Here is a 22,526-nt window from a genome sequence, read left to right as displayed (position 1 = left end):
AGATTACTCATGTTATACCCCTGAAACTCAAGGGTTTGAATCACGCAGCCGAGATGACGGCAACCAAATTAATGGGTCCAGAACCTAGGGTCGGGACCCATTGATTTTCGTGCAGCGGCATGATTCACGGTTCGAAAAACGAGCGGTGAGCATGTCTGATCTTTTCTGGCTGACGGACGCGCAGATGGGGGTCTGTTCCGGCTGGGGGCAGAATGACACCTTAAGGCCGTTTAGCTAGGGCTGCTCTGTTTCCTTGATCAATCTGTAAGCTGTTGATCTTGCGATGCCGAGCTGTTTTGCGGCTTGTCCGGCGGTCATTCCGGCTTGGACGAGGTTTTGCAATGCCAAGACGGTTTCGGCTTCGAGGGGTGGTCGCCCTGGTTTTCGGCCCTGCGCTCTAGCGGCTTCGATGCCGTCTTTTGTGCGTTCTGAGATGAGGCGGCGCTCAAAATGAGCGATGGCTCCGAATACGTGGAAGATCAGTTCCCCGGCGGCGGATGTGGTATCGATCCGCTCTTCGAGGCTGATCAGTCCGATATCTTGTTCTTTCAGGTTTTCGACGGTTTCCAAGAGCTCTTTGAGTGAGCGTCCGAGCCTGTCTAATCGGATGATAGCTAAGCTGTCGCCAGGACGGGCATGGTCCATCAAGGCCGACAAGCCCGGGCGGTCGAACTGCTTGCCGGAAATCACATCCTCGAACACGCGAATGGCCCCGGCATCTTTGAGACGGATGACCTGGCTAGTCAGGTCTTGATCGGCGGTCGAGACTCTCGCATAGCCGAGGATATCGCCCACCCTAGCCATTCATCTCAATTTTCAGACGCGGGTTTGGTTCCTTATCAACGAACTCAGCTTTCACAGCAGCCAAGGCCTTTTGCTGCCCAGGGAAGCTAAGCATAGTGTTCGCCTTCTCAAAGCTGACCCACTCATAGGCGTCATGTTCGTCGTTCAACGTGACGGTGGTATCTGTGGGCACCGTGCTGACAAAGACGGGCACCAAAGTGATGCATTCTTTGTCTGCCTCGTAGAATTGCTCAAGGATGTCGGCAGACCAGATTTCCGACAGCTCGATGCCTGTTTCTTCGCGAACCTCGCGTATCGCGGTTTGCCAAGCTTTTTCTCCGGCCTCGATACCGCCCGCGATCTGACACCACAGACCTGCCAAGTACCCTGTACGGCGGAGAAGCAGCACCTTGGCCTCACAGTCAACGAGTTTGAGAATGAAAATCGAAACGCTGAAGCTTTTGACCGGGAGCATAGATATGTCTTTTAACTGTTCGTTTTTGAGGCAGGTTTCCGGGCAATTCGGACAACCGGTGTTTTGCCAACCAAACCTGTCTCACTATTCGTCTTTATATTATGCGCTGTATATTATGCGCAGTCTCAAAATGATCAACACCCTTTTGAGGACAACCCCATGCCAAGACGATCCATCCTGACCGAGCGCCAGCGTTCGGCGCTTTTCGATTTGCCCATCGACGACGCGTCGATGCTGCACCACTACACCCTCGCCGATGATGACCTTGAGCATATCAACGACCGAAGGCGATCAGAAAACAGGATCGGCTTTGCGTCGCAGCTTTGTGCATTGCGATATCCCGGACGGCTATTAACCTCAGACGAAGTTATCCCCGAGAAAGCTTTGCGCTTCATCGCGGCGCAGCTTGGCCTGACCGGTGACGATATCTTACCTTATGCCGCGCGGCGTCAGACTCGTCAGCAACATTTGCACACCATTCGCCAGATTTACGGCTTCAGGATGTTCTCGGGCCAGGGCGCACGGTGTCTCAAGGCTTGGCTTGAGAAAGAGGCCGAAACGGCCCGGTCCAACGACGACCTGGCGCGCAGTTTTGTCGAAGAGTGCCGCCGAACGCAGACGATCCTGCCAGGCGTCACGGTCATCGAGCGTTTGTGCGCCGACGCGCTTGTCGCGGCGGAGCGCAGAATAGAAACCCGGATTGCCGCCAGGCTTGATGACCAAACGAAGGAACGGCTGGACGCACTTCTGACCGAGATCATCGATGGCAAGGTCAGCCGGTTCGTCTGGTTGCGCCAGTTCGAGGTGGGTAACAACTCGGCGGGGGCGTCCCGGCTATTGGATCGGCTGGAATTCCTTCAGCGATTGGAACTGCCACATGATGTCCTAGACGGCATTCCACCTCACCGGATCACACACCTGCGCCGCCAAGGTGAAAGGTACTTCGCAGATGGCCTGCGCGACATTACGAGCGACCGGCGTTTGGCGATCCTCGCGGTATGCGCAATCGAATGGGCCGCCTCTATCACTGATGCGGTGATCGAGACCCATGATAGAATCGTCGGCAAAACATGGCGGGATGCCAAGAAACTATGCGATGCGCGGATCGCGGATGCCAGATCATCGCTGCAGGAGACATTACGTTCCTTCAAAGACCTTGGAGCTGCCCTGCTGGAAGCCAAGGTGGACGGTGCATCTCTCGATGATGCAACCGAGACCGCCTGTGGATGGACGCGTCTCGAAAGTATGGTGTCAACAGCCGCTGAGTTGGCCGATACAATGGCCGCCGATGCCCTGGCACATGTCATTCATGGATATCACCGGTCCCGGCGGTACGCGCCGCGCATGCTGCGTGCGCTAGATATCCAGAATGCCCCCGTGGCCGCACCATTGATAAAAGCGGCCAAGATCATCGCCGAAGATCAGGCCAGTGCGCCCCGCCAGACTGCATTCCTGCGTCGAAATTCGAAATGGCATCGTCACCTCAATGCCCAGGAGCCCGATGACAACCGGCTTTGGGAGGTCGCTGTGCTGTTCCAAATCCGAGAAGCGTTCCGGTCTGGTGACATCTGGCTCCCGCATTCCCGGCGTTATGCCGACTTAAAACAGGCGCTCGAGCCGATGGAGGCTGCCCAAACAACACCTCGCCTGACCATGCCGTTTGAGCCGGAAACCTGGCTGACCGACCGAAAGGCATGGCTGCACGAAGGACTAGCGAGGTTAGCTAACGCCGCGAGAACAGGCGCTATCCCGGGTGGTTCAATTGAAAATGGCATCCTCAAAATAGACCGGCTGACCGGGGCCGTGCCTGACGAGGCTGATGCCCTGGTACTCGATCTCTATGGCCGCCTGCCTGCAGTTCGGATCACCGATCTGCTGCAGGAAGTGGATGACGATATCGGATTTACCGAAGCCTTCACCCATTTGCGTACCGGCGTTCCCTGCAGGGATCGCATCGGGCTGCCGAACGTGCAGTTGGCCGAGGGGCTGAATCTTGGCCTTAGCAAGATCGCCGAGGCGACAAGTTCGCACGACTATTTCCAGCTCTCGCGTCTGTCGCGTTGGCATATCGAAAGCGACGCCATCAACCGCGCTCTCGCCTTGGTGATCGCTGCACAGTCGGAATTGCCGGTGGCGCAGTACTGGGGCAGTGACATCACCGCATCCAGCGACGGGCAATTCTTCCCGACGGCACGTCACGGAGAGGCGATGAATCTCATCAACGCCAAATATGGTTCCGAGCCAGGGCTGAAAGCATATACCCATGTCTCCGATCAGTTTGGGCCGTTCGCCACCCAGAACATCCCGGCGACCGTGAACGAGGCTCCCTATATCTTGGATGGTTTACTGATGAACGAGGTCGGTCGGAAAATCAAAGAACAGTACGCTGACACTGGCGGGTTTACGGATCACGTCTTCGCCGTCACCGCACTACTGTCGTATCGGTTTATTCCCCGTATACGTGATCTGCCTTCGAAGCGGCTCTATCTCTTCGATCCAGCCAATGCGCCAAGGGAATTGCGTGGCCAAGTCGGCGGCAAGGTCAGAGAAAAACTGATCGCCGAGAATTGGCCCGACATCTTCCGCGCTCTCGCCACGATGGCGGCAGGCGTCATGCCGCCAAGCCAACTCTTGCGGAAGTTCGCATCATACCCGCGTCAGCACGAACTCGCCCTGGCGCTCCGGGAAATCGGGCGCATAGAGCGCACGCTGTTCATCATCGACTGGTTGCTCGATGCCGATATGCAGCGACGTGCCAATGTTGGTCTGAATAAGGGGGAGGCGCACCACGCCTTGAAAAATGCCCTGCGTATTGGTCGTCAGGGCGAAATCCGCGATAGAACTGCCGAGGGTCAACACTACCGCATGGCAGGTCTCAACCTGCTGGCCGCTATCATCATCTATTGAAACACCAAGCACCTCGGCCACGCAGTCACCGCCCGAAAATGCGCAGGTCTCGATGGTTCACCAGAGCTTCTCTCCCATATCTCGCCGCTTGGATGGGCACATATCCTGCTCACGGGCGAATACAGGTGGTAAAATCGATGACATCCGACCTTAAGGTGTCATTCTGCCCCCAGCCGGAACAGACCCCACTCGCACCGTTTTCATCACCAATCATTTGGAAGCGAATTAGAAGTGCGTCCTCGGCACGGGAGGAGATCGGTAAAACCGGTGTTTTTTCAAACTCCAGCTCCAAGATCGAACCTCAGATACGGCGGTTTCTGGCAGAGAACGCGAGCGTAGTATTGAAGTGAAACTGATCCATGACGCGAAGTCGAAGGTCTACCATGATAGCATATGTCAAAATCTAGGAACCACCGGAAAGCTTCCGCATTTTCTGCTCTGGGCTTTTAACAACTAAGGAAGTTGGGTTGGCGAATTACTTCTTAGCGAACCCAATCAACAAAGGAGCACCTACTATAACAAGCACCATCCGGAACACGTGATGCGTAACCACGAAGGCGACATCTGCTCCGACGATCAGCGCCAGCACGGCCATCTCCGCCTGCCCGCCCGGTGCGAAAGCCAGTAGGGCCTCGCGTCCCGGTGCAAGGTCAAGGATAATCGCGAACTCGACCAACGCGAAGGTCAACGCGATCAGAACCAGGCAGAAGCCCACCCCGGCCACAAGGTCGCGCTGAACTTCGGCGCGCGTCACGCCCGAGTATTTTGCACCTACGGTCAGCCCGATGAAGAACTGCGCCAGCCAAACCGCCTCGGCAGGCGGGCGAAAGTGCAGAAACCCGGTCAGAGCCGCAATCGCGGCTGCGACCATCGGGCCGAGAATTGACGCTCCGAACAACCCGACCCGTTCCGCGATGCACCAGCCTGCGATGGCACAAACCAGCATGATCAGTAATTCCTGCAGCGGGATCGATGCGGCAGGCGCTCCGGGGGGGTTGCTGAGTTCGACATCCCAAATGATCTCGAGAATGAACGGCAGAGCTGTCACGATCAGCAGCACACGTGTTGCATGGATCAGAGACAGTGTCCGTACGTTTCCACCTGCCTCTTCACCAAAAACCAGCATGTCCTGAAGCCCGCCGGGCATCGCCGCGTAATATGCTGTCGACATGTCATATCCCCAGACCCGCCGGAAATAGGGCACGCCGATTACGCCGATCAATACCACGCTGACCGGGATCATCGCCAGTGTCGGCCACATCGACGGGAAACTTGCCAAAACCGTAGGTGTCAAGGTCGCACCGACCGCGACGCCCAAGATGGTCCGCATGGATTTCTTCACGGCCGCAATTTCACGCAACGGCATCCCGAAAGCAGCCGCTATAAGGCAGGCGAAGATAGGGCCTAGCAACCAGGGCAAGGGTAGATCTAGCAAGTGAAACCCGGCCACGCCAGCAAGACCAACTGCTAAGGTCAAAACGACCGTCATCGCTGGAGTTTCGCGGGGGCTTTCATGAACTTTCCGCCTTTCAAAACTGTGAACTCAGGGACACGAGACTGGCTTTCGCTATTTGGCCCCGATCACCACTTAACATCTAGCCTGTCGCAGAATGAAGTGCTTGAAGATCAGGCGACGTCATCAAAAAAGAGGGGTGAGGTCGTCCAGCGACTTTAGCGTCGCAATACCTTGTAACAGTGCGTAGAGGTCATCCGCATTTTCATGACCACCTATACAATCGAGGAATTTCTCTCGTTTCTGCGTCTCGGAAAATGGCTCGGTGATGCTGCCTCTTGGATTACGCCTAACCCGCTCGGCTTTCGAACCATCCACGAGTGTCGCGGTCAGGATATGCGGCAAAAAGTCTTCGGCTGCTTCCTCTTCAGCCGTGTAGTGGGTCATCTTGATACGGTCCAGCAGCGGTTCGCCTGCATGGCTCGCCACGCCTTCCGGAGTGAAATCCATGACACTCAACCGGCCCGCCCGCACCGCGCGTGCGATGCTATAGGACATGGAAAACCGGGCTTCCATTTCGTTTTTCGGATGCGTAAACGGCATGTTCCGATAGTTCGCGATACGTACCTTGACCGAGATGTCCGCGATGTTCTCGGGGTTGATAACCCCTTCGTCGCGCAGATCCAGCGCCATGTCGATGGCCATATGGCTTGAGCCGCAACAGGCGAACCGCTTTGGCATGACACCGGCGGTCTCGATATAGTGGGGCATGTCTGGCGTCATCTTGAGTTCGGCATATCCGCGCGGTTCTTTGCCACCAAACAGCTCCAAGAAGCCCTGCCCGCGCTCAATGATATCGGCGTGCCCGGACAGACCCGCCCGCGCCAGACGGGCGGCCTCGATAGCATTCTTTGCACTCATTCCCGCGTGGAACGGTTTGACGGGCGCTCCGAACTGGGCTTTGCTGCCCGAGGCGAAGCTGACAGCCAGCGACATCGCGTGAACGATTTTCGCGCGATCAAACCCCATCATCGAAGCCACGCCAGCCGCTGTTCCGATGGTGCCGATTGTCGACGTGCTGTGCCAGCCAGCGGTGTAGTGAGAGGGGACGACACCCGCACCGATCAGACCTTGCACCTGTAACGCGACCAGATAAGCCTCAACGACCTGTACGCCGGATGCGTTCAGCTCATCGCCGATTGCCAGCAATGCCGGAACCGAAACAGCAGAAGCGTGGCTGAGGGCGGGTCGGAAATTATCGTCGAAATCCAGTGCGTGAGCTGCCGTACCGTTGATCGCTGCGGCAATTGCAGCGTCTGACCGCCCGCCGCCAATGAGCCGCGCGGGGCCGTCCTGATTCGACCCCGACAAGTAAGCCTGTCGAACGCTGCGGGTCGCCGGGTCATTGCGCCCCAGATACATACATGCGACCGTGTCCGTGATCGCATCGGCTGCAAGCGCGCGTTGACGTTCTGTCGATTGGTATGAGATGCACCAATCCGCCATACGTTCCAGAACTGTGCTCATGTCAGTTGGGCATGCTGGTCGGGGCCAGCACGTTCTCGACGACCTCGGCAAACCAGGCCGCGCCGACGGGCAGAACGTCATCATTGAAATCGTAACGCGGATTGTGCAGTGGTACGGCCGTTTCACCAGGTTTGGTGGTACCGATCCGCGCAAAGCAACCCGGGCGCGCTTGTGCCAAAAAGGCAAAGTCCTCGCCACCCATCGCCGGTGGTCGCTTCATCATTACATTGTCGCCACCAACAACAGCGATGGCGGCGTCCATGCCAAAATCAGTCGGCGCATCTGCGTTGATCACCGGCGGATAGCCGCGTCGGTAATCGACAGCGACCTCGGCTCCCATCGTTGCCGCCGCGTTGCGAGCAACCTCGGAAATCAGCCTTTCGAATTCGTCCTGAACCTCGGGTGTCAGGCTGCGGGCAGTGCCTTGCAGTTCGGCCACTTCGGGGATCACATTGCCTGTTGTTCCGGCATGAAACTGCGTCACCGAGATCACGCCGTTCTCCAGCGGATCGATGCGGCGCGAGAGGATCGTCTGCAGCGACAAAGCAACCTGCGCGCCCGCGATCAGCGGATCGACGGTATGATGCGGACGAGCGGCATGCCCGCCCTTGCCCGTGACTGTGATGTAAAACCGGTCGGACGCCGCCATTGTCGGGCCTTTGACCACGCTCATCACGCCTTCGGGCAATAATGGGTCGTTGTGTTGGCCGAACACCATGTCGGCTGGGAATTTTTCGAACAGGCCTGCATCAAGCAGGCTTTTGGCGCCAGCCAGCCCCTCCTCGGCGGGTTGAAAGATCGCATGAACGGTGCCGGTGAACCGGCGCGTCTGCGACAGGTATTTCATCGCGCCCAGCAGCGTAGCGGTATGCCCATCATGGCCGCAGCCATGCATGACCCCCGGCTCGGTCGAAGCCCAGGGCGCGTCTCCCTGATCTTCCATCGGCAGCGCGTCCATGTCGGCGCGCAGGGCAACCGCACGGTTGCCTTCGCCCGCGCGCAGAGTCGCGACGATGCCGGTCTCGGTCAAACGTTCAAACGGGATGCCCCATTCCGTCAGGTGGCGGGCGACAAAATCCGAGGTTTCGAATTCCTTGTACCCCAGTTCGGGGTGGGCATGGAGATGTCGACGCCAGCCGGTCATTTCGTCGGCAAAGTCGGTAATTTCAGCGGGAATGGCCATAAGAAAACCTCGAGCGTTTGAAAAGGCTCTGCCCTCTGCCTGCGTTTGGCAGAGGGCAAATGCCCGTGTTGGGATCAATCGTCCTGAATGGCGGCCAGCGCCTTGTTCATCCGGGCTTTTCTGATCCGCATGATGATCATGACAACTGTGAGGATCAGGATCGTCAGCGAAATCGGGCGCTGGAAGATGATCCAGAGGCCGTCATTGGCAAGCAGCTGGGTCTGACGCACCGCACGCTCCATGCCGCCGCCCAGAAGCAGGGCGATCATGAAGGCCGGGATGTTGTAGTGATAGCGCCGGAACAGATAGCCGAGGACACCGAACAGAACCATGATCCACACGTCGAACAACGACGAGTGCAGCACATACGCCGACGAGACCGAGATCATCAGGATCAGCGAATAGGTGATCCGCGCAGGCACCGCCAGAATGATCCGTCCGATCATCGGGCTGAACCAGAAGCCCACGACGAAGTAGGCGACAATACAGAACAGACCGGCGCTGAACAGCGCATAGATCAGGTTTGCATCCTCGGTGAAGACCTGCGGCCCGACGGTGATGCCATGGATCAACATCGCACCAGCCAGCAGCGCCGCCTGTGTCGAGCCAGGAATCCCCAGCGTCAGCAGCGGGATAAGGTTCGCGCCCGAGGTGGCGTTGTTGGCGGCCTCTGACGCTGCAACGCCTTTGACCTCGCCATCGCCCCATTCGTCATCGGGCTTGGCCTGCCGTCTGGCCTCGCCGAAGGACAGGAACGACGCGACCGAGGCTCCGATGCCGGGGAACATGCCGACCGAGGCTCCGATGAACATGGACCGTATGATCGTCGGCAGAACCCGCAGATAATCCGCAAGGCCGAAGGTATCATCCGGTTTGCTGACTTCGTTCTTTTGGTTCTTTTGATCCTTGTGCGAGGTCGCGCCAAAATCCCGAACGTCGAAACGGTGGAACACTTCGCCAACCACAAAGATGCCGATCAGAGCTGGCACCAGCGGCAAGCCATCCATCAGCGGCAACTGATCGAATGTCATACGCAGGTTGCCCGAGATCGGGTCGAACCCAACCAAAGCGAGCGTAATGCCGAATAAGGTGCTGATGATACCTTTGATCATCGATTCACCAATGATCGACGAGATCACCACAAAGGCCAGAATATAGATTGTCACCAGCTCGGGCGGCCCGATTTTCACGGCGTAAACTGCAAGATAGGCCGCGCCAAAGATCAGCAGGCATTCCGAGAAGAAGTCGCCCGTTGCCGACGCCGCCGTGGCCGCGCGCAGCGCTTTGACCGGGTAGCCCTTCCGCGCCAGCGGATGACCTTCGATCATGGTCGCAGCGGCGGAAGGGGTTCCGGGAGTGTTGAAGAGAATTCCGGGGATCGAGCCGCCGAAATCCGATGATTTAGAGATCGTATACATCAGGATTAACGCGATCAGCGGATCCAGATAGAACGAAAAGGGCAAAAGCAGGGCAACGGCGGTTGTACCGCTAAGCCCGGGCACGGCGCCGACGAGAATACCCGCAACCGAGCCAATGATGGCAACAATCACCGCGCTGGGGCTGGTGATGAACGCCGACATACCTTCCAGGAATGGAGACATATTCTAGGTCCTCTTGATCGGTCTTCAGATGCGTTCAAAACGCGGCAAAGAAGTCTCGGCGCCATGTGGGCACCTTGTCGTTCAACCCGGTCGAAATCAGCGCGCCGTCGCCTTCGGTGATGCCTAGGAAAAAGAAGAACAGAAGGTAGGAAAACAGGGTGAAACACACGGCAATCGTTGCCTGCTTGCGACCGAACTCTCCGGTAAACAGGCTGACCGCGACAAAGCCCACGATGGTAGTGGCGATGATGTATTCGGCGGCCCAGAAGAGGATCGGATAGGCACAGCCCACCAGCCCAATCAGAACACCGCGCCTTGTCATGAAAGGAAAATAGGCATCCGGGTCCTCGCGCTCTTCCAGACTGGCACGTGCAGCAGGCGACAGGATAACGACGACCAAAAGGATGACCGACAGGACGATGATGGCCAGTGCAAAGGCAACGCCGCTGTCCTGCGCGATTCCGGCCAAGCCACCAACGGACAGCAAATCATACGCGCCCGCCAGAAAAACAACGATCATGAAGATCCCGAACAGGATCTCGCCGTCAAGCCACTTAGGCATCTCTCTCTCCCTATTTCCGTTGACCAGAGGCAGCGCACCGCCTCTGGTCCTGATCAAGATGCTCTTACAGCGAGCCTGCGACCGCGTCGGTCGTCGGGCGCCATGCGTCCATGAGCGTTTTCATGTGCTCATGAGTTTGCGGACTGTCCATGAACACGACATTCAGATTCGCGTTCTTGACTTTTTCCTGCGTCGCCGGGTCTTCGATGGCGAATTTGAACGCAGCCGTCAGTTCCTCGATCACCTCGTCCGGCGTGTCCTTCGGTGCCAGAACAAGATAGGGCGCTGGCATCGCAACGAACTCGGTGTTCTGTTCGGCGAAGGACAGCATGTCGGGGGCCAGACCATCACGTTCTTCAGCCATAACACCAATGGCGCTCATGGTGTCGAGGTTGGCCAGATAGTGGTGCGTACCCACCACGCCGAAGGCCACCTGATCGCCGATGATTGCGGCACGGGCCGGGGCGCCGCCTGCAAACGGTACGTCCTGCACCTTGTCCTGCAAATCGTTGGCCAGCAGCCAGCTGGTCATGGCGACATCGGTGATCGACCCCTTGCCAGTATGGGCCCAGCGAAGCTGCTCGCCCGCTGCATCGGCCTCCAGAATGGCTTGTTTCAGATCGGCAACTGAGTTCAGGTTGCGCGCCTTGGGCGCAACAACAGCCAGGTTCGCTACTGCGACGTGAGCGACCGGTTTGAAGTCGTTCAGAACGTCAACGCCGGTTTCCTTCACCATCGTCGCGATCATGGCCGAGCCCGAGATCATCACGACGGTCTGGCCATCCGGCTTTGCAGGTTTGGTGAATTTCAGACCAATCAACTGGCCCGCACCCGGACGGTTCGCCACGACGATGGGCTGGTTGTCCAACGCTTCGGTCAGCGCCGGAGCAAAAATACGTGACAATGTATCAAGCCCGCCGCCGGGTTTTGCGCCCACGACGATCGTGACCGGCCCGTTCGGGAAGTTGTCGGCGGCAGTTGCCGCACCGGCCATAGCCGCCAGCGCGATTGTCGCGCTTGCAACTACGCTTTTAAGTGTTCTGTACATGGTGTTCTCCCTTGATTGGTATGCGCAGAATTGAAGTTGAAGTAAGCATCTACAAAGCGGGTGAGCTTATGCTGAATGTCATCGAAGAAGATCTTGCCCGCCTCGGCACTGAACGGCACGTTTTCACCGTTGATTTTTGCGTCTTCGCTGATGTCCTCAGCATAAACGGGTAGGTTAATGTCGAGATCTTCGAACTTGCCCTGATGCAGGGAAACGAGAGGGATGCCGTTCATCTCGCCCTTGCCCTCACGATACACGTCCTGCTGCTGCGGGCAGTCATCGGCGAACAGATAGCGGCTGAGCGAGCCCATCGGTTCGGTCCCGTGGCCTTTGGCGCGTATACCGAATTCGGGCTGCGCGCGGCTCCACACGTCGTCATCGAACTTGCCCCAGACATTAACCGACGGAATGATGATGCCGTGCTTGGCACGCGCCAACCGAAGCTGATTGGCGATGATCCCGGAATTGCCGCCATGCCCGTTCAGGACGAGGATATTCCGAACGCCGTCCCGAATAAGTCCCTCCACGATCTCTGAGAATACGGCGGCAAATGTCTCGGCCGACAGGGCGATGCCTGCAGGGGCGTTCCGAAAATAGGTGGCATGGCCAAAGGGCAGCGTCGGCACGGCAATGCAACCTGTCGCCTCGGCCAGACGTTTCGCCAACTCATCGACCAATCGGTAATCCCCCATAGGTGTAAAACACCCGTGCGGCTCGGTCGAACCGACCGGGATCAGAAAGGGCTTGTCAGCGGCGACGGCTGCGCGCGCGTTCAGAATGGTGGTTGCTGCAAGATCAGTCATTGCGCTGTCTCCACTGTCACGGCGTGTTGCGCCACCAGATCGTCGGCACCGGACAAGGCGCCAAGCGTGGCCCCGGCCTTCATGACGGCACGGCGTTGGGTGCTTGTGTCTTCTTTTGTCGCCGCTGCTTTGGCGAGCTCTGCGGCCTGGGCGCGGGGGATACAGATCACCCCGCTATCGTCGGCCATGATCAGATCGCCGGCATGAACCACAACGCCGCCGCAGTTTACGGGCAGGTTCAGGCTGCCAGCCGGACCGGTCCGACGCGTGGTGATGGGCGAAACACCATAGGACCAGACCGGAAAGTCATGTTCGCGGATTTCGTCGGGATCGCAGATCGGGCCATCAACAATCGCACCCGCCGCGCCCGCCTGCACCAGCCCATAGGCAACATTGCCGCCAAGACAGGCCAGACGGGTATCCCCTGCCCGATCAATCACGACGATGTCGCCGGGGCGCACCCGCCCCGAAGCGTAATGCAACAGAGTCGAATCCGGCGTGGGCAACCGCAGCGTCACGGCTGTTCCCATGATGCGTTTGTCGGACTGACGCGGCGTGATGCGGTGATGATCAAGAAAGCCGGTCCAGGTCAGATGACCGACCGTTGCAACCGAAACACCGGACAGCATCGACAAGATTTCACCGTCGATCTGGTCCGGCATGGGGGCTATGTCGTAGTGTCCAGTCATTTGTTCGAACATTTCTATTATTTCGATGATCTGTAGATTTGTATCAGAAACATAATTATCGGTCAATAATTTCAAATTCGACTATTTTCTAATGCCCGATCGCATGTTAAACACTAGGAATGCGCACAGATATTTTGCCCACCTCCGCGACCTCAACCGCCAAAGAACCGATAACGAACCGAATTTATGATTCGATTCTCGAGGACATCCGGTCGGGAAAGCTTGAACCGGGGCAAAAGCTGAAAGTGCGCGAACTGACATCCGAGTATGGTGGCTCCACCGGTTCCTGCCGCGAAGTCCTGAACCGGCTTGCGGGCGAGCGATTCGTGCAAACCAAAGGCATGACCGGTTTCAGCGTCCGCGATCTGTCCTCCGAGGATCTGGTCGAAGTGCTCGACCTACGGGACCAGCTGGAATCGAAGGCCTTCGTTCAGGCGATCCAGCATGGGGATACCGAGTGGGAAGAACGCATGGTTCTGGCGTTTCACAGGCTGGAACGCGAGCGCGCGCGGGAAGGAACCTCGTTGATCGAGCGGGAGTATTTCCACCGGGAATTCCATCTGGCCCTGATCGGAGCCCATACCTCGGAATGGCATCAGTTCTTTATCCGAACACTCAGCCTGCATTCCGAGCGGTACCGCCGGATTCTGCTGCCCAAGAGGATATTCGAACCCGAATACGTCCAATTGGTTGATGAAGAACACGCGCAGATCATGGGTCTGGCGATGGAACGTCGCGCCGAAGAAGCGGCGGATTTGCTAACGAAACATCGCTCAAGATCACGGACCGATCTGCTTATCGCACTGGAAGGTCGGTAGTCGCGGACCTGAGTTACCCATACCCCGCACAAGGTAAAGCTAAAGCCATGACCCTGCCCCGTATCGCCCTGATCCATTTCCATCTGGAAAGCAATCGTGCCGCGCCGATAACTACGCGCGCGGATTTTGCCGCGCAACGTCTGGCCATTGGCGCAGACTTCGCTCGCGACCTCGCGGAACGACCTGCCCTCGCCTCGGCCGGGATCAGAGGGTTCAGGGAGGATTTTGGGCCGTTTGACCCCGTGCCGGTCTTTGCGGCATTCGCAGGCGCTGGCGGAATGATGGACGGCCCGTTCTTCGATGAATTGTTGCAAGCGGTGCGTGACCAGCTTCCGCCTGATGTGGATGGCGTCTATCTGGACGCGCACGGGGCCTGCGTCGCAACCAATAACGAAGACCCTGACGGGACGCTGATCTCCCTGATCCGCGAGATCATCGGACCGAGTGTGCCGCTGGTGGTGACGCTGGATCTACACGCCCATGTCAGCCCGGCCATGATCGAAGGGGCGGATTTTATCGCCGCATATCGAACCAATCCTCACGTGGATCAGTTCGAACGGGGACAGGAAGCCGCCGCTTCCATGAAGCGGCTGTTGACTGGAGAACAAACAGGCCGTGCCTTGGTCCGCCTGCCCTTTATCCCGCCGTCGACCACGCAGGATACGACAGGTGGACCATATGGGCGGCTGATGACAGAGGCGGTGGCGCAGGCGGTCGACCCGATCTGGAACGTGTCGTTATGCGCAGGCTTTTCCGTCGGGGATTCGTCGAAGGCCGGAGTAAATGTCACGGTCACGGCGGACACCTCATCAGTCGCGCTGAAAACCGCGCGCGCAATCGGTCAGGCGTTTTGGGAAGCGCGTCATGAGTTCCGGATCAACCTGACCTCGATCGACGATTCCGTTCGCCTGATGTCGGATAGGGGTACCGCTCGTATTTATGCAGACGTGGCCGACAACCCGGGAGGCGGAGGTCGCGGCAACACGCTGGCCATACTGCAGGCCATGCTCGACGCAGAGGTGGAAAACGCTCTTGTCGGAATGCTCTTTGATCCCGATCTCGCCGCTGAAGCTGCGGAATATGGCGAGGGCACAAGATTTCGGGCCCGTTTCAATCGTTCTGAATCCGATACTCAATCCGGCAACTTAACGGCGGATGTCGACGTCGTGAAACTGGCCGATGGCCCGGTGAATTGCCGACGCGGCCTTTATGCCGGCGGCCAGCAAGACCTTGGCCGATGCGCGCTTCTTCGATGCAAGGGCGTCATGATCATCGTTTCGAGCATTCGTCGCCAGCTTTGCGAGCCGGCCTTCTTAGAGCGGTTTGGCTTAGGCATCGCAAACTTCAACACCATCGTCGTCAAATCCCGCGGCCATTTCAGGGCTGGGTTCGACGAGTTTTTCACACCTGACCGTGTCATAGAAATCGACGGTCCGGGCCTGACTTCTCCCGAGTTGTCTCGCATAGACTTTAAGAAAACGCCGCGCCCTATCCATCCGATCGACCCTAGCGTAGACTGGGCGGTTGATACCGAAGGCTTTGTAGCAGGTGTTCAATAGAGCGCTTTTGAGCCCTTTAAGCAAGCCCCATATGATCTGCTTTTAATGCCGATCTGGGCTACTCTGAGGCCAGCGCGATAGTGTCACATGGGCTGCCGCAGTCGCGGATCACATCGAACAGATCATCAAGCTCGGGTTCCACCGTTGTCTCAACCGATCCGTCTCGCATGTTGAGTGTCACAAGGCGGTTGTGTGTCTGAACCGCCGAGACCACCTCGCCACTGTTGATCAGGTCGACAGCCTGTTCCCACGACGCGGTTGTCGCAGCTTGACCTGGATTGTCCGCGCAGGCCACCACGAGATTAAGTGCAGATAACATAAGGGTATGTTTCAGCATCTTTGAACGCTCCAAAGGACTCTGACATTTTCGAGACCCCAAACGCGAGTCTCAAAACTGCCTATGCGTACTTATCGATAGCTTAACCGCTAGAGGAGTTTCAATGCCCAAAAAATCCTAGGCTTCAGCCTCATTGCGCGCAAAACTCTTTTATGCTCACTACTTTGAGTCCGCTTCCACTTTACTACAGTACTTCTTAATCTATCACTCTCGAGTGATACAAACACGACAGAAGGTCTTCCGGCGACTATCCTACCGACGAAGCGCCTTATCACCAAATTGGCCCCGGCTATCAGGACGAATTCGGATTAAGAACCTCGGACGTCGCGGTAGCGGAGTGTAGCGTTTGCATTAGACCTTCCTCTACCACCAGAGCCGCTCCGCCCTGAGAGCGCAGGCTGAGCCAGGCGTCGTATTGCGACAGGAACACTTTACCATTCAGGTGTTCCAGGAAATGCGCGCGGTTCAGACGGTCCATTACCGGGCCTTTGACCTCGGACAAGTGAAGGCCGACACCCATATCGGATAGACGGCGACTGATCGCCTCAAGACTTTCAAGCGCGGAATAATCCACCTCGTTCACTGCCGAAAACATCAGGACCACATGATACACCCTACAGCCTTCGGTTACTCGGCGCAGGATATCCATTGAGTTATTTGTATGCTCAATTGCGTTGTACTTTCTCTCGGCCCTATCAATATTTTGCTGCTCTTCTGGGGTGATCAAACCATCTTCATTTGCTTCTTCAATAGCTTTCTCTAACCTCAGTCTTGCAAATTCTTCTAGTACATCCTGCGCAGCGTGATGGGCATCTTCCAAAATCTCGTTCATCGATCATACCTGAATTTTGTTTCTCAAAGACTATTATTTCTCTAAATCCAGAAGATAGGCTGTATATCCAAGTTCGGATGTCAGAAGGCATTGAGGAAGTGCTTCTGGTGTGAGGCGTTCAGCACAATCGTCTTGAGTCATTTTTCGTTTTAATTGCCCCTGCGCCACGGTTCGGCTTCCATTGCTCAAGGTCATGGTCAACTTGCTTTCAAGTGTTCGGTTGAAGGCTCGTAGTTCACTTGCCAAATCGTCAAAACAACCCCATGTGTCATCTGACGAAATACATTGGGACATTGCTGGCGATGCGCATCGGATAACCGAGCTCGTAACGTCGTCAGATTCTGAACGTAGTGTTTCTACGCAATTAGAAAATTCATCCTTGAACTTGTTGAGTTCACCTTCCTCCGCCTGAACCTGTAGTACTCCAAACGCAACTAACGCAAATGAATACGAATTAATGATGCTTGCTCGACAAATTGTGGCTGCAGCCCGCTTGGACCCGGCAAGCCAAACATGAACAAAAGTGACAAAAAACCTGATCCCAGCTTCTTGCAAACGACTGTTCGAAGCTGCGGAGGCCAAGTAGAACGTTTGCCTCCGCAGCTTCGAACAGGTGTTGGCATCAACTTTGTGGTTGCTGGCCATGAGCTAATGAGATTTGATCAAATGCGATTGGGAAAAGTGAATAGTGTTTTGACCCTATATCGAACTGTCTCTTGTAGCGACATCTTTCAATTTAGGGTCAGGATGCATTGATTTCGGCTGCGCTGCGTGATTCACGAGTTGGAAAACGGAGCGGTGACATAAGCGACCTTTTCTGGCTGAACGACGAGCAGATGGCCAAGTTGGCGCCCTTTTTCCCTAAGTCGCACGGCAAGCCAAGGGTCGACGACAGGAGGGTTCTGAGCGGGATTATCTTCATCAATCGCAATGGCTTGCGTTGGCGCGAGAAAGGCATTTTCGCTCGGATGATGGCCGGTTTGGCTGCGGAACACGGCGAGAAGCAGACCGTGATGATTGACGCGACATACCTGAAGGCACATCGAACGGCGACCAGTATGGCCGCCAAAAAAGGGCGCGCGGTCGCCTGATCGGTCGCACCAAGGGCGGTATGAACACCAAACTACATGCCATGTGCGACAGCCTGGGACGACCGATCGACCTGTTCGTCACCGCCGGACAGGTGAGCGATTATGTCGGCGCACGGGCACTGCTCAGTGGCCTGCCAAACGTCAAATGGCTACTCGGGGATCGCGGTTATGACGCTGACTGGTTCAGAGAAGCCTTGCAAGACAAGGGGATACGAGCCTGTATCCCCGGGCGAAAGCAACGAAAGACGCCGGTCAAATACGACAAGCGCCGCTACAAGCGGCGAAACCGCATTGAAATCATGTTTGGCATGCTCAAAGATTGGAGGCGTGTGGCGACCCGCTATGACCGATGCCCAAAGGTCTTCCTATCGGCCATCGCTCTCGCCGCTGTCGTCATCTATTGGTTATGAATCCTGACCCTACAACCAACCGATCAGAATCGTGGTAGTATATTTGTGAAGCGGACACTGTTTTTTGGGGCCTTTTTGATACTCGTAGCTGTCGCGGCCTTCTCGTGGAATGTGAACAGGCCCGACGAATTTCAATCAACACTGGGCGAATATTTCTCTGTTGGGGAAAATATCGACGCCATTGTTCATGAGTTGGAAAAGCATCACTTCAACTATACACAGTATGAGTACCGCAACGACCGGTTTCGGGATACAAGTGGAAACCCTACTGTGTCGCTCTTTTTCTACTATCCCAATGCCCCCAAAAACATGACTGAAAACTGTGAAGAAGTGCGCTGCTCTTTTCTAATCTCGTCAAAGCACGAAGATCGGTATCTTTGGGGGTTTATCAAAATTATTCATTCATATAGATATCTTTGGATATTTCGAGATCGTGAACTGACGAACCACTTAGAGAACAATACGTATTGGGTCCTTATTCAATAAAAAAAGAAAGTTAGCAAAATGTCGGAATGGTCGCTTCGAGTTGAAACGGATGAAGTCGAATTTGCTGGCACGGCAACTGGTTTTAATCACACTTCCATTGGCGTTTATGGTCCTGGTGGGACGAGGGGTGCTACCGTCGAGCTCGTAAGAGGTGGTGAAATAGGTGTCACTTTCCAATCTGCTGAAGAACGACTCGTAGATGCGAACCCTCAGACATTTATTTCTGGATTGACCCAAGGGGAAGCAGAGCAAATTCTTGCACAGGCGTCAGAAGCCGCTCAAGAACAATGGGTCCGCGGTGGTGGGTATGAACTACCATCCACAGGAGGTATTTTAGCAGGCTCTTTGGTGGCTCACGAAATTTAGAGGTCGATCAATACATCCACAACAGCAACGCATTCGGACGCCTTGTACATGACAACGCTATTGCGATAGCGAATGCCCGAGGATACGGAGTAACTACTCCGATAGCTGATGATGTTTTTGGCCTTCCCGCTCCTGGCTGGGAATACAATGAGCGATTTGGGTACCATCCAAATATCCCAGATGTGGGGCCTGAGTGCTTCGGCCCTGAAACCCCCATCGACATGTGGCCGCTCGATCCCGAGTTCACGCCTGATCCGGCCAATCCCAACAAAATCTTCGATCAGGACGCCGTGCGCGCCAAGATTTGGAAGAAACCGATTGCGATGATCCGCAAGGGCGACGTTGTTGTGTCCTTCGACAAGAACGACAACCTCATGCCGGGACGAGTCACCCGGACTTTCGAGAATGAGTCCAAAATTCTGCTCGATTATTTCGGCACGCGCGTGACCCCCGGCCACGTCTATTTCCGCCCTGACAGCAAGAAAACTGACAAATTCGAATGCCTGCTCGATATCCTGCGCGACGATGGCATGATCCAGAACGTCGAAGGCAAGAACATCCGCGCCGCGACCAACGTGCCTGTTGGCGATCCGCGCGACGGTTTTGTCTGGGCGATCACACAAGAGCGCAAAGACGGCATTCTCGTTGAGAAGGAGCGTGGGCGCATTCGCTTGGGCACGCGCTTCATTGTCGATGGTAAAACCTCGCAATGCGTGGCCGATGTGATCGAGGCCAAGGGCGGCATTATCGGTGACGACGAGCTGATCCGCTTTGATGACGCTGCCCCCGCGCCCCTTGTCTGGGAGCATGGCGCAACCCTCCCCAAGCCGGAAGATTTCGTTCTTCAAGCGTCTGGAACAACCGTTGCAGATATTTACAAGGCTGGCGAATGGGAGAGCCGCCGCCCTCATATGCCTGCACCAATGGTGATGGATGGTAGCCCTGTACAGCCGTTGTCAGCAACAGCGCTTTCGGCCATGCCACGCAATCAACCGCTGAATCTGCAACCTGCTGCTGTACCAACTCTCAAGCGTCCCGCGCGACCACAGATGAACCGCAAGCAGCGTAAGGCCATGGAAGCCAAGCAACGCAAAGCGGCCAAGATGCGCAATAGAGCGGCGGGATAGGTCATGAGCAAGGATGACGACAAGATATTGTCCTAGGAAGAGACCTTCCGGCTCTTCGGCGAACAAATGAAGGCGGAGATGGAACCGTTCAAATGGGCAAAGACGCCGACACACATCCCGCCGAAACGCCCAGTGAAGGTTTACACCATCGAGCTGTCAGACCCGACACTGCGCATTCTCGCGCGACCTAAACCGTTTAAAGATGCATTGAACTGAAAGCCTATGTTCGGACGTAGGCAGCTTCAATTCTGACCTGACTCTTGAACATCGGATCGTTGGTTTATAGCCAACGTTCGTTATTGCCGAAAACACTTAACTGGTGTGCCGCAAGTCCAGCAAGCATCTCTTATGATACGATTCTGCCCCCTATCGGAATCGACCCGTTCTAAGCGGTCGCTAAACATCTTGCCGCCGGTCACATCTGTCGTAAGCGGGCGGCAATGGTATCCCGCGTGTTTTCAGAGAGTTCGAACTGAACAGGTCGCTTGGTTTTGCTCTGGATCACGGACACTCTTTCGCGAACGCGATCATCCCTCACTAGGTCGGCTATCTTTACCGAACTGTCGACAAGCACGGCAAGACGCTTGATTTCATGCTTTCGCAGCGTCGAAACAAATCCGCCGCCACCAAATTCTTCGCCCGGATGCCACCGGTCAACGGCCTTCCGAGAAAGATTGTCATCGACAATAGCGAAGCTAACACGGCTGGCATCAAGGCCTTGAACAAGATGCTGAAAGGCTTTGGCTGCCCGGTCCCCATCGAAGTGGTCAAGCGGAAATACTTGAACAACATTGTGGAACAGGATCACCGTTTCATCAAAAGACGAACCCGGCCGAGGCTCGGCTTCAAGTCTTTTGCTTCGGCTTCAGCGACTCTGGCCGGCATCGAGGTCGCGCACATGATCCGTAAAGGCCAATTCACGACCGGACTTTGCCCCATTTAACAATTCAGAGAGCTGCTCGCATAAGAAAGGAGATCGGATACATTTCTCTGAACTGCGGTAAACTTCGCAACAGAACCATGCTCGGGTTCTGATGGAATGGACATCCCCTGATCCAAAGCTTGCGGCGGAACCTGGTTGTTCTTTGCATCATCATGCCTTTTCATTTTATGCGCAATATTATCTACTTTTGAGCATTACGTTAACAACTACATAAGGTCCTATATTGTTCTTGATAAGTATCCCTTATCATGTCTGATTGATTTCAACGGGAAATGGACGCAGAATGTGCCTCATGAACCCCCCTGCCCCATATCTCCCCGCCGCCGCCCCTGCCCTCTCGGACACAGATCAGGAGGCGCTCACTGATCTTTATGTGCGCGGCACACCGGAAAACACGTTGCGGGCCTATGAGCGCGATCTGCTTTATGTCACCGCCTGGAAGTCCGCGCGGTTCACAACGTCGCTGGACTGGCCGGAATCCGAGGCCACGGCACTCGCGTTCCTGCTCGACCATGCCCGCGATCTTAGCGACGCGCCTGAGGAGGACGTGGCGCGCCAGACAGCGGAAGCGCTGATTGCTCAGGGGCTGCGCAAGTCCCTCGCCTGCCCTGCCCCTTCTACGCTGGACCGGCGCATCGCCTCCTGGCTGGCCTTTCATCGAATGAAGAACCTGACCAGCCCTTTCGGTGCGCCGCAGGTGAAGCAAGCCCGTGCCAAGGCGCGTCGGGCAGCAGCCCGGGCCCCGGCCCCAAAATCGCAGCACCCGATTACCCGCGATGTGCTCAAGCAGTTGCTGACCACCTGTCGGGGGTCCCGGCGGGATTGCCGCGACCGGGCGATCCTGATGCTGGGCTGGGCTTCTGGTGGTAGGCGGCGCTCGGAGATCACCGGGTTGATGTTTGAAGACGTCTCGCTGAAGGAATTCGACGAGAAAAGCCTGGTCTGGATCTCACTGCTGGAGACCAAGACGACAGCAAAAGGTGAAACGCCGCGGCTGGTGCTGAAAGGCCGCGCAGCCCAGGCGCTGGTGCATTGGATCGAGGTTGGACAGATTAAGAACGGGCCATTGTTCAGACCAGTCTCAAAAGCGGATCGTGTGCTGAAACGCCGGCTTTCGCCGGACGCCATCTATCAGATCGTCAAACATCGCCTCCAGTTGGCAGGGTTGCCGGAGGACTTCGCCTCGCCGCACGGTTTGCGTTCTGGGTTCCTGACCCAAGCTGCACTGGACGGCGCCCCAATCCAGGCTGCCATGCGCCTCTCGCTGCACCGCTCGGTCGTACAAGCCCAGAAATATTATGACGATGTCGACATCGCTGAAAACCCGGCGACAGATCTGCTAGGGTGAAATTACACTCATTTGCTTCAGGTAGCCCCCCTACCCTTTCCCACTACCTGTCTTGTAACTCAAGCCGCTACTTTTTTGTGCCAACCGCTCGCTATGAAAGCTCAACTCGAGGCGGAGCATTCAGAAGAGTTCTGTGCGCATGCCTACTTTTTGCACGGCAGTACTTCGTCCGCTATAA

General features: G+C 56.3%; 19 protein-coding genes and 4 pseudogenes. 8 read left to right on the top strand and 15 right to left on the bottom strand.

What is annotated here, in order from left to right:
• Window positions 1-234: 234 nt before the first annotated feature.
• A complete protein-coding gene (locus ACR0K5_RS23375) occupies window positions 235-804 on the bottom strand; it encodes a recombinase family protein (RefSeq protein WP_480631939.1) in 570 nt (189 codons plus the stop codon).
• A complete protein-coding gene (locus tag ACR0K5_RS23370) occupies window positions 797-1,258 on the bottom strand; it encodes an NUDIX hydrolase (RefSeq protein ID WP_480631938.1) in 462 nt (153 codons plus the stop codon). The genes ACR0K5_RS23375 and ACR0K5_RS23370 overlap by 8 nt, the downstream gene beginning before the upstream one ends.
• A gap of 159 nt (window positions 1,259-1,417) precedes the next feature.
• Between ACR0K5_RS23370 and ACR0K5_RS23365 the strand changes: the two are divergent.
• A pseudogene (locus ACR0K5_RS23365) lies at window positions 1,418-4,297 on the top strand (Tn3 family transposase).
• Here ACR0K5_RS23365 and ACR0K5_RS23360 read toward each other — a convergent pair.
• The 9 genes from ACR0K5_RS23360 to ACR0K5_RS23320 form a co-directional block, all read right to left on the bottom strand.
• On the bottom strand, window positions 4,275-4,457 hold the full coding sequence (locus tag ACR0K5_RS23360) for a hypothetical protein (protein WP_480631941.1): 183 nt from the start codon (window positions 4,455-4,457) through the stop codon (window positions 4,275-4,277). The pseudogene ACR0K5_RS23365 and the gene ACR0K5_RS23360 sit on opposite strands and share 23 nt — an antisense overlap.
• A 183-nt stretch (window positions 4,458-4,640) precedes the next feature.
• The gene (locus ACR0K5_RS23355) at window positions 4,641-5,654 is read right to left on the bottom strand and encodes an AbrB family transcriptional regulator (RefSeq protein ID WP_480631937.1); all 1,014 of its coding nucleotides are present in this window, start codon (window positions 5,652-5,654) and stop codon (window positions 4,641-4,643) included.
• A gap of 150 nt (window positions 5,655-5,804) precedes the next feature.
• Window positions 5,805-7,145: an MmgE/PrpD family protein gene (locus ACR0K5_RS23350; protein WP_480631936.1), complete on the bottom strand. Its 1,341-nt coding sequence runs from the start codon at window positions 7,143-7,145 to the stop codon at window positions 5,805-5,807.
• A 1-nt stretch (window position 7,146) separates the two neighbouring features.
• Window positions 7,147-8,328: a M20 aminoacylase family protein gene (locus tag ACR0K5_RS23345; protein ID WP_480631935.1), complete on the bottom strand. Its 1,182-nt coding sequence runs from the start codon at window positions 8,326-8,328 to the stop codon at window positions 7,147-7,149.
• A 74-nt stretch (window positions 8,329-8,402) separates the two neighbouring features.
• Window positions 8,403-9,929 carry a tripartite tricarboxylate transporter permease gene (locus ACR0K5_RS23340; RefSeq protein ID WP_480631934.1) on the bottom strand — a complete coding sequence of 509 codons (1,527 nt, stop codon included), beginning with the start codon at window positions 9,927-9,929 and terminating at the stop codon, window positions 8,403-8,405.
• A gap of 34 nt (window positions 9,930-9,963) precedes the next feature.
• On the bottom strand, window positions 9,964-10,491 hold the full coding sequence (locus ACR0K5_RS23335; RefSeq protein ID WP_480631933.1) for a hypothetical protein: 528 nt from the start codon (window positions 10,489-10,491) through the stop codon (window positions 9,964-9,966).
• 64 nt (window positions 10,492-10,555) lie between these two features.
• Entirely contained in the window at window positions 10,556-11,539 is a 984-nt protein-coding gene (locus tag ACR0K5_RS23330) for a Bug family tripartite tricarboxylate transporter substrate binding protein (RefSeq protein WP_480631932.1), read from the bottom strand.
• Complete coding sequence (locus ACR0K5_RS23325) at window positions 11,515-12,342, bottom strand: creatininase family protein (RefSeq protein WP_480631931.1); 828 nt, start codon at window positions 12,340-12,342, stop codon at window positions 11,515-11,517. Before ACR0K5_RS23325 ends, ACR0K5_RS23330 begins: the two co-directional genes overlap by 25 nt.
• Window positions 12,339-13,043 (bottom strand): RraA family protein, encoded by a 705-nt coding sequence (locus ACR0K5_RS23320; protein ID WP_480631930.1) that lies wholly within the window; start codon window positions 13,041-13,043, stop codon window positions 12,339-12,341. Before ACR0K5_RS23320 ends, ACR0K5_RS23325 begins: the two co-directional genes overlap by 4 nt.
• 107 nt (window positions 13,044-13,150) lie before the next feature.
• Between ACR0K5_RS23320 and ACR0K5_RS23315 the strand changes: the two genes are divergently transcribed.
• Both ACR0K5_RS23315 and ACR0K5_RS23310 read left to right on the top strand, forming a co-directional pair.
• Entirely contained in the window at window positions 13,151-13,849 is a 699-nt protein-coding gene (locus ACR0K5_RS23315; protein WP_480631929.1) for a GntR family transcriptional regulator, read from the top strand.
• Window positions 13,850-13,896: 47 nt separating this feature from the next.
• Entirely contained in the window at window positions 13,897-15,408 is a 1,512-nt protein-coding gene (locus ACR0K5_RS23310; RefSeq protein ID WP_480631928.1) for a M81 family metallopeptidase, read from the top strand.
• A 58-nt stretch (window positions 15,409-15,466) separates the two neighbouring features.
• Here ACR0K5_RS23310 and ACR0K5_RS23305 read toward each other — a convergent pair whose 3' ends face one another.
• From ACR0K5_RS23305 to ACR0K5_RS23295, 3 genes and pseudogenes are all read right to left on the bottom strand, one after another.
• A complete protein-coding gene (locus ACR0K5_RS23305) occupies window positions 15,467-15,745 on the bottom strand; it encodes a hypothetical protein (RefSeq protein ID WP_480631927.1) in 279 nt (92 codons plus the stop codon).
• Between the two features lie 292 nt (window positions 15,746-16,037).
• Window positions 16,038-16,388 (bottom strand): annotated as a pseudogene (locus ACR0K5_RS23300) (STAS domain-containing protein); the annotation flags it as partial.
• Window positions 16,389-16,610: 222 nt separating this feature from the next.
• A complete protein-coding gene (locus ACR0K5_RS23295) occupies window positions 16,611-17,222 on the bottom strand; it encodes a hypothetical protein (protein WP_480631926.1) in 612 nt (203 codons plus the stop codon).
• A gap of 158 nt (window positions 17,223-17,380) precedes the next feature.
• On the opposite strand from ACR0K5_RS23295, the gene ACR0K5_RS23290 reads away from it, so the two are divergent.
• The 3 genes from ACR0K5_RS23290 to ACR0K5_RS23280 all read left to right on the top strand — a co-directional run bounded on the left by ACR0K5_RS23290 (window position 17,381) and on the right by ACR0K5_RS23280 (window position 20,057).
• A protein-coding gene (locus tag ACR0K5_RS23290) for an IS5 family transposase (protein WP_480631940.1) occupies window positions 17,381-18,078 on the top strand; the annotation gives its coding sequence in 2 pieces (ribosomal slippage) (window positions 17,381-17,654 and window positions 17,654-18,078; 699 coding nt in all).
• A gap of 504 nt (window positions 18,079-18,582) precedes the next feature.
• On the top strand, window positions 18,583-18,930 hold the full coding sequence (locus tag ACR0K5_RS23285) for a hypothetical protein (RefSeq protein WP_480631925.1): 348 nt from the start codon (window positions 18,583-18,585) through the stop codon (window positions 18,928-18,930).
• Between the two features lie 221 nt (window positions 18,931-19,151).
• A complete protein-coding gene (locus tag ACR0K5_RS23280; protein ID WP_480631924.1) occupies window positions 19,152-20,057 on the top strand; it encodes a hypothetical protein in 906 nt (301 codons plus the stop codon).
• Window positions 20,058-20,490: 433 nt separating this feature from the next.
• Here ACR0K5_RS23280 and ACR0K5_RS23275 read toward each other — a convergent pair.
• Window positions 20,491-20,616 (bottom strand): annotated as a pseudogene (locus ACR0K5_RS23275) (integrase); the annotation flags it as partial.
• Between ACR0K5_RS23275 and ACR0K5_RS23270 the strand changes: the two are divergent.
• Both ACR0K5_RS23270 and ACR0K5_RS23265 read left to right on the top strand, forming a co-directional pair.
• Window positions 20,605-21,000, top strand: a pseudogene (locus tag ACR0K5_RS23270) (IS6 family transposase); the annotation flags it as partial. The pseudogenes ACR0K5_RS23275 and ACR0K5_RS23270 overlap by 12 nt on opposite strands.
• A 292-nt stretch (window positions 21,001-21,292) precedes the next feature.
• Window positions 21,293-22,348 carry a tyrosine-type recombinase/integrase gene (locus ACR0K5_RS23265; RefSeq protein ID WP_480631923.1) on the top strand — a complete coding sequence of 352 codons (1,056 nt, stop codon included), beginning with the start codon at window positions 21,293-21,295 and terminating at the stop codon, window positions 22,346-22,348.
• Window positions 22,349-22,526: the final 178 nt, after the last annotated feature.

Source organism: Ruegeria sp. AB9, assembly GCF_056542585.1.
This window is presented reverse-complemented; position numbering and strand designations above follow the sequence as displayed.

Excerpts from the sequence above, each read along its gene's own strand:
- ACR0K5_RS23375 (WP_480631939.1), bottom strand. The coding sequence starts at position 804 with ATGGCTAGGGTGGGCGATATCCTCGGCTATGCGAGAGTCTCGACCGCC.
- ACR0K5_RS23370 (WP_480631938.1), bottom strand. The coding sequence starts at position 1,258 with ATGCTCCCGGTCAAAAGCTTCAGCGTTTCGATTTTCATTCTCAAACTC.
- ACR0K5_RS23355 (WP_480631937.1), bottom strand. The coding sequence starts at position 5,654 with ATGACGGTCGTTTTGACCTTAGCAGTTGGTCTTGCTGGCGTGGCCGGG.
- ACR0K5_RS23350 (WP_480631936.1), bottom strand. The coding sequence starts at position 7,145 with ATGAGCACAGTTCTGGAACGTATGGCGGATTGGTGCATCTCATACCAA.
- ACR0K5_RS23345 (WP_480631935.1), bottom strand. The coding sequence starts at position 8,328 with ATGGCCATTCCCGCTGAAATTACCGACTTTGCCGACGAAATGACCGGC.
- ACR0K5_RS23340 (WP_480631934.1), bottom strand. The coding sequence starts at position 9,929 with ATGTCTCCATTCCTGGAAGGTATGTCGGCGTTCATCACCAGCCCCAGC.
- ACR0K5_RS23335 (WP_480631933.1), bottom strand. The coding sequence starts at position 10,491 with ATGCCTAAGTGGCTTGACGGCGAGATCCTGTTCGGGATCTTCATGATC.
- ACR0K5_RS23330 (WP_480631932.1), bottom strand. The coding sequence starts at position 11,539 with ATGTACAGAACACTTAAAAGCGTAGTTGCAAGCGCGACAATCGCGCTG.
- ACR0K5_RS23325 (WP_480631931.1), bottom strand. The coding sequence starts at position 12,342 with ATGACTGATCTTGCAGCAACCACCATTCTGAACGCGCGCGCAGCCGTC.
- ACR0K5_RS23320 (WP_480631930.1), bottom strand. The coding sequence starts at position 13,043 with ATGTTCGAACAAATGACTGGACACTACGACATAGCCCCCATGCCGGAC.
- ACR0K5_RS23315 (WP_480631929.1), top strand. The coding sequence starts at position 13,151 with ATGCGCACAGATATTTTGCCCACCTCCGCGACCTCAACCGCCAAAGAA.
- ACR0K5_RS23310 (WP_480631928.1), top strand. The coding sequence starts at position 13,897 with ATGACCCTGCCCCGTATCGCCCTGATCCATTTCCATCTGGAAAGCAAT.
- ACR0K5_RS23305 (WP_480631927.1), bottom strand. The coding sequence starts at position 15,745 with ATGCTGAAACATACCCTTATGTTATCTGCACTTAATCTCGTGGTGGCC.
- ACR0K5_RS23295 (WP_480631926.1), bottom strand. The coding sequence starts at position 17,222 with ATGGCCAGCAACCACAAAGTTGATGCCAACACCTGTTCGAAGCTGCGG.
- ACR0K5_RS23285 (WP_480631925.1), top strand. The coding sequence starts at position 18,583 with ATGTCGGAATGGTCGCTTCGAGTTGAAACGGATGAAGTCGAATTTGCT.
- ACR0K5_RS23280 (WP_480631924.1), top strand. The coding sequence starts at position 19,152 with ATGTGGCCGCTCGATCCCGAGTTCACGCCTGATCCGGCCAATCCCAAC.
- ACR0K5_RS23265 (WP_480631923.1), top strand. The coding sequence starts at position 21,293 with ATGAACCCCCCTGCCCCATATCTCCCCGCCGCCGCCCCTGCCCTCTCG.